The organism is Streptomyces africanus (genome assembly GCF_002150735.1).
Taxonomy (GTDB): domain Bacteria; phylum Actinomycetota; class Actinomycetes; order Streptomycetales; family Streptomycetaceae; genus Streptomyces; species Streptomyces africanus.
In genome coordinates, this window is the sequence record NZ_MUKA01000275.1 from 1 (window position 1) to 10,539 (window position 10,539).

Below are 10,539 nucleotides of genomic sequence, written 5' to 3' on the forward strand. Positions count from 1 at the left end.
ACCCGGCGTGCTGGCGAGGCGGGAACGCGCACCACCCACGCACCGATCGCCGCTGAGCCCGCTCGGCGATGCGAGGCGCGAGCGCGCCCCGCATCGCCGAGCGGCCACGCAGCCGACCAAAGGGGCCGACTCCCCTGGCCACCCGCCTTTCCGGGCCGCTCGCTCGCTTCTCTCCCGTGCTGGAACGGGCTGGGTCAAGGGGCGGCCGCAGGCCGATCGCCGAAGGCGACGCGAAGCGCCCTTGACGCAGGCCGTTCCAGCACGACACTGGCCAAGAAGCGGGCGGCCCCGACAGTGCGGCGGAAGTCACCCGGTCAGAAACCCACCTGTCCTGGACGCCCGTACCGCCGACACCTCCTGCGGGGTACCCTCCCCCACCACCCGGCCGCCTCCGGCCCCTCCCACCGGACCGAGGTCGATCAGCCAGTCCGACGCCCGCATGACATCGACGTTGTGCTCGATGGTGAGGACGGAGTGCCCCGCGTCCACCAGCCGCTGGAGCACGTCCAGCAGCCGGGCCGAGTCCGCCGCGTGCAGGCCGGTCGTCGGCTCGTCGAGGACGTAGAGGGTCCGGTCGGCGGCCCGGCGGCCCAGCTCCTTCGCCAGCTTGAGGCGCTGGGCCTCGCCCCCGGACAGTGTGGGCGCGGGCTGCCCCAGCGGCAGATAGCCGAGGCCGACGTCCGCCATACGCTGGAGTCGGCCGGCCACGTGGGGCACGTCCCGGAACACCCCGAGCGCCTCGTCCACCGTCGCCGTCAGCACCTCGGCGATGTCGTAGCCCTGGTACCGCACGGCCAGCACCTCGGGCCGGAAGCGGCGGCCCTGGCAGGCCGGGCAGCGCACCTGCACGGCCGGGAGGAAGTGCATCCGCACGGTGAGAACGCCCGCGCCCTCACAGCGTTCGCAGCGTCCGCCGGGCACGTTGAAGGAGAACCGGCCCGCTGTCAGGCGTCCTTCGCTGCTCGCGGCGAAGACTTCCCGGATCGGCGTGAAGACGTCCGAGTACGTGGCGGCGTTGGAGCGCGGGATGCGGCTGATCGGCTCCTGGTCGATGAGGACGGCCTTGGAGAGGTGCTCCCAGCCGTCGATGCCGTCGTGTTCGGCGGGGAGTTCCCCCGCCCCGTGGAAGCGGCGGCGGGCGGCCCGGCCGAGGATGTCCAGCAGCAGCGTCGACTTGCCCGAGCCGGACGGGCCCGTGACCGTGACCAGGCGGTTCAGCGGGATCCGTACGGTCACGTCCTTGAGGTTGTGGGCCCGGGCCCCGCGGATCACGAGCGCCGAGGCGCTGTCGCCGCGGCCACGGGACGCGGGCGCGGGCAGCCGGCCCGACAGATACGCGCCGGTCACCGAGGACTCGGCCCGGGCCACCTCCTGCGGCGTCCCGGCCGCCACGATCCGGCCGCCGTCGCGGCCCGCCCCCGGGCCGACGTCCACCACGTGGTCCGCCGCCCGCAGCACGTCCAGGTCGTGTTCGACGACCAGCACGGTGTTGCCCAGGTCGCGCAGGCGGCGCAGGACGCCGATAAGGCGGGCGGTGTCCGAGGGGTGCAGGCCGATGGTCGGCTCGTCGAGAACGTACAGCACGCCGGTCAGGCCGGAGCCGAGCAGGGCGGCCAGTCGCAGCCGCTGCGTCTCCCCGGCGGACAGGCTCGGTGTGGACTGGTCCAGGCTGAGGTAGCCGACTCCGACGTCGACCAGGCGCCGTACCCGCTCCTCCAGGTCGGCGACGACCGGCTCGACGAGCAGCCACTCGTCCCCGGCCGAGCCCTCCTTCAGACCGGACAGCCAGCCGCCGAGTTCGGTGAGCGGCAGGCGTGCCGCCTCGACGATCGTCAGTCCCCGCACGGTCACCGCCCGGCTCTCGGGCCGCAGCCGGGTGCCCTCGCACTCCCTGCAAGGCTGTTTCACCAGGCCCTGTTTCTCGGCCCGTTCGCGGTATTCGGGGTCGTCGGCACGCTCGGTGTAGCGCCGCAGCAGCGCGGTCGCGACCCCTTCGAAACGGCCCCCGGCCACGGTCGCCGGCGCGGCGACCGACGGGAAGTGCCGCCGGAACTCGGGGCTTTCGACGCCGTACACCAGCAGGTCGCGCTGCGGTTCGCCCAGTTCGTCGACCGGGAGGTCCGCATCGAAGGTGAAGCCGTAGTGGCGGGCGGCGGCCCGCAGCGCGGTGAGGTTCCACTCGGTGAGCTTCGGGTTCCAGCCCCGTACCGCGCCCTGGGCCGGCGAGCGGGAGCCGTCGACCAGGCGCCGTACGTCGGGCCGGATGACCTCGCCGAGGCCGGTGCAGGACGGGCAGGCGCCGGCGGGCTTGTTGAAGGAGAACGAGCCCATCACCAGCTCCGGCACCAGGGTGCCGCAGTGGGGGCAGGGGGTCTGCTCGCCTTCGGCGTCGTCGTCGGCCGCGGTGGCCTCGGCGGCGTTGGCGTACGACGGCGGGATGCTCTTGCCGCAGCCGGGGCAGGGGCGGGTCCCGATCCGCGACCACAGCAGCCGCAGGTAGGTGAACACCTCGGTGACCGTGCCGACCGTGGAACGCGGGCTGCGGTTGGTGAGGTGCTGGTCGACGCTGATGGACGGGGACAGGCCGCTGATCGAGTCGACGGCGGGTTTGCTGACGAAGCCGGTGACCATGCCCAGCGACTCCAGGTACTGCCGCTGGCCCTCCTGGTGGAGGGTGTCGAAGGCGAGCGTGGACTTGCCGGAGCCGGACAGGCCGGTCAGGACGACCAGCTCGTTCTTCGGGAGGGAGAGGGAGACGTTCTGGAGGTTGTGGAGGCGGGCGCCGGTGACCCGGATGCTGTTGTCCATTCCTTCAAGTCTTCCATTGAAGTCCGATGTTGAGACTTTTCGGGCATCAGCGGTGACGCTCCTGCCGTAACCTTCAAATCGATGACCAACGAACGCCGTCTCCGCCCCGTCGATCTCGCCCGGCTGGCCGGTGTCTCGACGCAGCAGATCCGCAACTACGAGGACGCCGGAGTACTGCCGCCCGCCGAGCGGACCGCGTCCGGCTACCGCGTCTTCACCGGCACGCACCGCGGCGCCCTGCTGGCGTACCGGGCCCTGATGCGGGGGTACGGGCCGCTGACGGCGACGCGGATCATGCGCACCCTGCACGAGGACGACGTCCCGGGCGCGCTCGCCCTGGTCGACGCCGCGCACGCCGCCCTGCACGAGGAGCGGGTCTCCCTGCGGGCCGCGAGCGAGGCCCTGGAACTGCTGGCGGCCGAGCCGCCCGCCCCGCTGCCCCGTTCCGGCGGGCTGCGCATCGGGGAGGTGGCCGCGCTGCTGGGCGTACGGACGTCCGCGCTGCGGGTGTGGGAGGGGGCCGGCCTGCTCACACCGGGCCGGGAGCGCGGCACGGGGTACCGGGTCTACGAACCCGCCGATGTGCGCGACGCCCGGCTCGTGCACACGCTGCGCCGCAGCCACTACCTCTTCGAGCAGATCCGCCCGGTACTGGAGGGGCTGCGCCGGGAGGGCAGCAGCGACGCCCTGCGCGCGGCGATCGCGGCGCGCGGGGCCGCCCTGACGGCACGCACCAGGAGCATGGTCGAGGGCGCGGGTGCCCTTCACGCCTACCTCGACCGGGTCACCGCGGCCGGGACGGCGTCAACCGAACGCACCGGCCAAAGCTCGCAACTCGGTTCGAGAAGCCATCCGATCCATTGAAAAACCGGCGACACCCGGTGTCGCCGGTAGCGGGTTCGCCATTCGTTTGGTCGGGTCTATCCCACCTGCGAACGGAGACCCCCTGTGCGAATGACTGATATCCAGCGCTGCGAGGTCCGACCTGGGCGGCTCGTCGAATGGACACTCAGTCCGGCGACCGTCGCGACGGCGAAGGCTCTGCCGGAAGACTCCAGGCCACCGGCGTACATCCAGGAGTCGCACATCCGGACGGCCCGGTCCGTGCGGGAGGACGGACTCTTCGTGCCGACCTGGCTGGGCGCGGCGTTCGACATCCCGGGACGGGCCGACCTGGACGCGCTGGGTAAGGCGCTGCGCGGCTGGACGCTGCGCCACGAAACCCTGCGCAGCGGCTTCCGCTGGGCGGGCGGCCCCGGCGACTCGATCCGCCGCTTCACACTCGACCCCTCCGCCGTGTCCCTGCACCGCGAGGACGTCGGCGACTTCACCGACGCGGCGGCCCTGGCCCAGCACCTCCAGGACCGCTTCGACACCACGGCCGACGCCCTGCGCTGGCCCAACCTCATCTACACGGCGGTCGTCCGGGACGACTGCACCAGCGTGTACATGGCCTTCGACCACAGCAACGTCGACGCCTACTCCATCCACCGCATCCCCGCCGAGATCCACGAGCTGTACGAGGCCGGGATCGCGGGCAGGGCCGAGGGGCCGGAGCCGGCGAGCAGTTACGTCGACTTCTGCGAGGCCGAGCGGGCGGACGCCGACCGCATCGACGCGGACCACGACATCGTCGCCCGCTGGCGGGAGTTCATCCACCGCTGCGGCGGACGGCTGCCGAGCTTCCCCGTCGACCTCGGCCTGGAACCCGGGGGCGAACTGCCCACGCAGAAGTTCATGCGCGAGATGATGGTGGACGCGGACGCCGCCGCCGCGTTCGAGGCGTACTGCCGCCCGTACGGCGGGAGCCTGGTCGGTGTCCTCGCGGCCTCCGCCCTGATCGTCCACGAGATCGGCGGCGAGCCCGTCTACCGCACGGTCGTGCCGTTCCACACCCGGGTGAAGTCCCAGTGGTCGCAGTCGGTCGGCTGGTACGTGGGCGGCGCCCCGATCGAGATTCCCATGTCCGAGGCCGTCGACTTCCCGAGCGCCCTGCGCACCGTACGCGCCGCCCTCCAGGCCAACCGCCGGCTGGCCCGCATCCCCCTGGCCCGCGTCCTCCACCTCCTCGGCACCGACTTCCGCCCGACCTCCCCCGACCTGTACTCGATCGTCTCGTTCGTCGACACCCGCGACATCCCCGGCTCCGACCACTGGACGGACCAGAAGGCCTACGGGCTGCTCAGGGTGTCCTACGGGGACCAGGTGTGCGCCTGGATCACCCGCCTCCACGAGGGCCTGTGGTTCGCCGCCCGCTACCCGGACACGGACATCGCGTACAAGAACATGCGGCTGTACGCCGAGCGGCTGCGGGACATCGTGACGGGCGCGGCCGGCAGGCCCTGAACGACGACGAAGGCCGGTTCCCGTGACGCGGGAACCGGCCTTCGACCGTACGGGAGCTACACGCCCGCGTACGAGTGCTTGCCGGAGACGAAGATGTTCACGCCGTAGTAGTTGAACAGCCAGCAGCCGAAGGCGATCAGGGCCAGGTAGGCGGCCTTGCGGCCCTTCCAGCCGGCGGTGGCGCGGGCGTGCAGGTAACAGGCGTAGGCGACCCAGGTGATGAAGGACCAGGTCTCCTTCGGGTCCCAGCCCCAGTAGCGGCCCCAGGCGTCACCGGCCCAGATGGCGCCCGCGATGATCGTGAACGTCCACAGCGGGAAGACGGCCGCGTTGACGCGGTAGGAGAACTTGTCCAGGGAGGCGGAGGAGGGCAGCCGCTCCAGGACGGACGTCGCGAAGGTGCCGGGCGTGCCGCCGCTCGCGAGCTTGTTCTCGTAGGAGTCCTTGAAGAGGTACAGGATCGTGGCGACCGCGCCGACGTAGAAGACCGCGCCGCAGAAGATCGCCGTGGAGACGTGGATGTACAGCCAGTACGAGTGCAGGGCCGGGACCAGCTGGTCGCTGGCGGTGTAGAGGACCGTGACCGCGAGGCCCAGGTCCAGCAGGACCGAGGTGGTCAGGAACAGGCCGAGCCAGCGCACGTTCTTCTTCAGCGCCAGCAGCCCGAGGTACACGCCGACGGCGACCGTGGAGAACGTGATGTTGAACTCGTACATGTTGCCCCACGGCGCCCGCTCCACCGAGGCCGCGCGGGTGATGACGCCGCCCAGCTCGATCAGGAAGGCGAGCACGGTGAGGGAGATGGCGATCCGGCCGTACAGGTCGCCCTGTTCGTCACCGCCGTGCGCCCCGGGCCCGTCCGGCACGTCCCGCTGACCGGCCCCGGCCCGCACGGTGACCTTGGGCCGCTCCAGGACGGCCGTGCCACCGGCCTGGTTCACGGTGACGGCGGGCGTCTTCTTCGCCTCGGCCGGCTTGGCGGTGAGTGCGGCGGCGGTCCGGGCGACCTTGCTGCGGCTGCCGAAGAGCCATTCGGCGATGTACGCGAAGAACGCCAGGGTGTAGACGGCCATCGCGGAGTAGATCAGCACATTGCTGATGTTCGCGAGGTTTTCGTTGGTGGCGGCGGCGAGAGTCACTTCTCAGCCCCTTCGGCAGGTACGGGGGTTGCGGTACCCGGCTCCTGGTCGGTGTCGGGGGAATCTGCGGGGTCGTCGGGGCCGGGCGCGGCCGGTGTCTCGTCGTACGTCTCGTCGTAGAGGATCCCGGCGAGGTCGCCGAGTTCCTCGGGGACCTTGGCGGACTCGCTGCGGCCGAGGCCGGCCATCTCCACGACGGTGACGCCGTCGGCGCCCCGGACCGCGCGCACCCAGACGCGGCGGCGCTGGATGAACAGGGAGGCGGCGAGGCCGCCGATGGCCGCGAGGGCCCCGGCGAGGGCCCAGCCGCCGCCGGGCTCCTGGACGACCTGGAAGCCGGCCCACTCCTTGACGTCCTTGCCGAAGGTGACCGAACCGGCGCCGTTCGGGAGCTTCATGGTCTCGCCGGGGCGCAGCAGCTTCTTGAACAGCTTGCCCTTGGAGTCCTTGAACTCCTTCATGTTGGTCTTGTCCATCTGGTACACGCTCTGCGGGATGCCGGAGTCGGCCCCCAGGTCGCCGTGGTAGGCGGACAGCGCGAGCACCGGAGAGTCGAGCGCCGGGAACTGCGACAGCATCGTGCCGCTGGCGGCGCCGCCGAAGGTCGGCACGAAGAACGCGTTGAACCCGAGCTGTTCCTTCTTGCCCTCGGGGTCGCGGTAGCCGTCGAGGACCTTGACGGCGCCGGAGGAGGTGACGTTTGCGTCGAGCGGCAACAGCGGCACGGCGTCGTCGTAGACGACCTTGCCCTTGGCGTCGCGGACGGTGATGACCGGGGCATAGCCGTGGCTGACCAGGTAGACCTTGGCGTCGCCGATCTCCAGCGGGTGGTTGACCTTGACGGTGGTCTTCTCGTCCTTGCCGTAGGGGCCCGTGCTGTAGTCGAGGGCGGCCTGGTAGGTGCGCGGGGTGCCCTTGTTGGGGCCGGTGCGCTCGTAGGTGCCGGTGAACTTCTTCAGGTTGAAGCTGAAGGGCACCAGGTCGTCGGAGGTGAAGAGGCTGCCGGACTTGAAGTCGTCGTACTGGGTGAGGGTGTTGGAGAAGCCGTCGCCCTCGACGACCAGCTTGTTGCCCTCGGACTTGTACAGCTGGCCCCAGGCGAAGGCGACCAGCAGCACGATGAGGGCGATGTGGAAGACGAGGTTGCCCAGTTCGCGCAGGTAGCCCTTCTCGGCGGCGACGGCGTCACCGGCGAGGTGGGCGCGGAAGCGGCGCTTCTGCAGCAGGGCGAGGGCGGCGCCGTGGACCTGCTCGGGTTCGGCCGTGGTGCGCCAGGTGGTGTGGGCGGGCAGCCGGTTCAGCCGCCGGGGCGCGCGGGGCGGGCGGCCGCGCAGCTGGCCCACGAACTGCCAGGTGCGGGGGACGATGCAGCCGATGAGGGAGATGAACAGCAGGATGTAGACCGCGGAGAACCACACCGAGCTGTAGACGTGGAACAGGCCGAGCTTGTCGTAGACGTCCCCGAGGGTGGGGTGGGCCTTGCGGAAGTCGGCGACCTTCGTCTCGTCGGTGCCGGTCTGCGGGATGAGCGAGCCGGGGATCGCGCCGAGGGAGAGCAGCAGGAGCAGCAGCAGCGCGACCCGCATGGAGGTCAGCTGCCGCCAGAACCAGCGGGCCCAGCCGATGACGCCCAGGGAGGGCAGGTTGGGCGCGTCCTCCGTGGGGGCGGTGGACAGCTGGGAGCCGGCGTCGCCCAGCTCCCGGTCCTCGGCGGCGGTCGGGGCCGGGTCGGAGGCGGTGGTCTTGCTCATCGATCAGATCCCCACAGTGAAGCCGTCGGACCAGACCTGCATCTCCTGCACGATGCGGTCCCAGGCGCCGGTCAGCAGCAGCAGACCGGTCACGATCATCATGGTGCCGCCGATCCGCATGACCCAGACATAGTGGCGCTTGATCCACCCGAAGGCGCCGAGGGCCTTGCGGAACGCGACCGCGGCGAGCACGAACGGCACGCCCAGGCCCAGACAGTACGCGATGGTCAGCACCGCCCCGCGACCCGCGCTGCCCTGGTTCAGGGCGAGGGTCTGGACGGCGGCCAGCGTCGGGCCGATGCAGGGCGTCCAGCCGATGCCGAACAGCGCGCCGAGCACGGGGGCGCCGACGAGACCGGCGGCCGGCTTCCGGTGGAAACGGAACTCGCGCTGGGTGAGCCAGGGCATCAGGCCCATGAAGAAGACGCCCATGAGGATCATGAAGACGCCCAGCACCTTGGAGAGCACGCCCCGCTCTGCCTGGAGCGTCTGGCCGAAGTACCCGAAGAAGGCCCCGCCGGAGACGAAGACGGCCGTGAAGCCGAGCACGAACAGCGAGGCCCCGGCGACCATCCGGCCGCGCCGGGCCTCGGCCAGGTCGGTGCCGCTGACTCCGGTGACGTAGGAGAGATAGCCGGGCACGAGCGGCAGCACGCAGGGCGAGAAGAAGGAGACGAGTCCGCCGAGCAGGGCGATGGGCAGGGCCACCAGCAGGGCGCCGTTGAGCACCGTGCCGTTGGGGTCCGCCACCGCGGCGAGGGTGAGCGCGCTCACGTCACTACTCCGCTCACTTCTCGGCGACGACCGGCTTGAGCATCTTCAGCAGCCGTTCCTCACTGAGGGCGGACAGGGAGCGGGCCGCGATCTTCCCGTCCCGGTCGAGGATCAGGGTGGAGGGGATCGCCTGCGGGTTGAGGGTGCCCTTGTCGAAGCGCAGCAGCAGCTTGCCGGTCGGGTCGTAGAGGCTGGGGTAGGTGATGCCCCAGTCCTTCTCGAAGGCGAGCGCGGCGCCGGTGGAGGTGTCGCGGGTGTTGATGCCGACGAACTGCACGCCCTTGCCGGCGTACTCCTTGGAGACCTTCGCGAAGTACTTGGCCTCGGCGCGGCAGGGGTTGCACCAGGACCCCCACACGTTGAGGACGACGACCTTGCCCTTGTAGTCGGCGACGTCGAGGGTCTTGCCGGCGATGGTCTTGCCGGACAGGTCGGGTGCCGGGGTGCGCTCGCCCTCGGCGACCGTGGCGATGCCGTCGGTGCCGGTGACGAAGTTGGTGTTGCCGCCCCCGCCGGAGGTGCCGCCGGAGCCGCACGCGGTGACGAGCAGCGCGGCCACGGCGGCACCGGCGGTCAGGGCGGCGCGGCGACGGACCCGGGTCGAGCGGGCCGTGCGGATCGAGCGGTTCGAACGCAGGGGGGTGCGGCTGGCGGCACTCATGTGAAAAGTTTCGCATGTCCGTTCCGGGGCTCTCGCCCACCCCCCTTGCGGGCGGAAAACCGCATTTCAGGCGGCGTTCCGGGATGCTGTAGCGGCGCCCGAGGGGGCCTTCTCGACGAACCCCTTCCACCCGCCGGCCGGTTGCTGCCCGACCTCGAGCGTGCGGAGCTTTTCGAGCACCTCGGGCTTCTGCACGTCCAGCCAGTCGGTGAACTGCCGGAAGGAGACGAGACGCACATCCCCGCCCTTCTCCTTCTCCCGCGCCATGTGCTTGAAGGCCTCTTCCACGGCGTCCATGTAGATGCCGCCGTTCCACTGCTCGAAGTGGTTGCCTATGAAGAGGGGCGCACGATTTGTCTCGTATGCCCGCTTGAATCCCTGGATGTACGCCTGCGCCGACTGCTGCCGCCAGCCCGGGTAGTTGTGCGCCGGGGCCTTCGTGGTGCTGATCGACTGGTTCGCCAGCATGTTGTAGTCCATGGACAGGACCTCGAAGCCACGTCCGGGGAAAGGTATCTGCTGCAATGGCAGGTCCCAGATCCCCTGCCGCTTCACCGGCCAGACCTGGCGGCCGCCGGGCGAGGAGGCGTCGTAGCGCCAGCCCAGCTCGCGGGCGGTGGGCAGCAGGTTGTCCTGGCCGAGCAGACAGGGCGTACGGCCGCCGACGAGCTCCTTGTCGTAGTCGAACGGCAGCGACGGCATGTCGGTCCAGCCGGTGTTGGTGCGCCACTCCTTCACGAAGGACTTCGCCTGGTCGATCTCGCTGCGCCACTGCCGGGGCGTCCAGTTCTTGACCGAGCCGTAGGCCTCGCCGCAGAAGTGCCCGTTGAAGTGCGTGCCGATCTCATGGCCCTCCAGCCAGGCCCGGCGGACGTTCTTCAGCGTCTCCTTGACGTGCTCGTCGGTGAGGTAACCGATGTCGGAGGCGCCGCGCGGGTTGTTCGGCGGGTCGTAGAGGCGCTTCTTCGACTCGGGCAGCAGATACAGCCCGGACAGGAAGAAGGTCATGCTCGCGCCGTGCTCCTTGGCGAGGTCGGCAACGGGCTCTTCCCGCGCTTCC

Annotated in this window: 8 protein-coding genes; 2 read left to right on the forward strand and 6 right to left on the reverse strand. The window is 70.7% G+C overall.

Features of this window, described 5'->3' with window-relative positions:
- Window positions 1-306: 306 nt before the first annotated feature.
- Complete coding sequence (gene uvrA, locus CCL05_RS30705) at window positions 307-2,808, reverse strand: excinuclease ABC subunit UvrA (protein WP_086563955.1); 2,502 nt, start codon at window positions 2,806-2,808, stop codon at window positions 307-309.
- A gap of 81 nt (window positions 2,809-2,889) precedes the next feature.
- Between uvrA and CCL05_RS30710 the strand changes: the two genes are divergently transcribed.
- Complete coding sequence (locus tag CCL05_RS30710) at window positions 2,890-3,672, forward strand: MerR family transcriptional regulator (protein WP_086563956.1); 783 nt, start codon at window positions 2,890-2,892, stop codon at window positions 3,670-3,672.
- Between the two features lie 84 nt (window positions 3,673-3,756).
- Window positions 3,757-5,154, forward strand: coding sequence for a condensation domain-containing protein (locus CCL05_RS30715; protein WP_086563957.1), 1,398 nt, complete (start codon window positions 3,757-3,759; stop codon window positions 5,152-5,154).
- A 56-nt stretch (window positions 5,155-5,210) separates the two neighbouring features.
- Here the strand turns inward: CCL05_RS30715 and ccsB are convergent, their stop codons facing one another.
- From ccsB to CCL05_RS30740, 5 genes are all read right to left on the reverse strand, one after another.
- On the reverse strand, window positions 5,211-6,293 hold the full coding sequence (gene ccsB, locus CCL05_RS30720; RefSeq protein WP_086563958.1) for a c-type cytochrome biogenesis protein CcsB: 1,083 nt from the start codon (window positions 6,291-6,293) through the stop codon (window positions 5,211-5,213).
- Window positions 6,290-8,044 carry a cytochrome c biogenesis protein ResB gene (gene resB / locus CCL05_RS30725; protein WP_086563959.1) on the reverse strand — a complete coding sequence of 585 codons (1,755 nt, stop codon included), beginning with the start codon at window positions 8,042-8,044 and terminating at the stop codon, window positions 6,290-6,292. The genes ccsB and resB overlap by 4 nt, the downstream gene beginning before the upstream one ends.
- Window positions 8,045-8,047: 3 nt before the next feature.
- Window positions 8,048-8,818, reverse strand: a complete 771-nt coding sequence (locus CCL05_RS30730; RefSeq protein WP_086563960.1) for a cytochrome c biogenesis CcdA family protein — start codon at window positions 8,816-8,818, stop codon at window positions 8,048-8,050.
- A gap of 13 nt (window positions 8,819-8,831) precedes the next feature.
- Window positions 8,832-9,479: a TlpA family protein disulfide reductase gene (locus tag CCL05_RS30735; RefSeq protein ID WP_086563961.1), complete on the reverse strand. Its 648-nt coding sequence runs from the start codon at window positions 9,477-9,479 to the stop codon at window positions 8,832-8,834.
- Window positions 9,480-9,545: 66 nt separating this feature from the next.
- A partial coding sequence (locus CCL05_RS30740) for a polysaccharide deacetylase family protein (protein ID WP_086563962.1) occupies window positions 9,546-10,539 on the reverse strand: 994 nt, incomplete at its 5' end.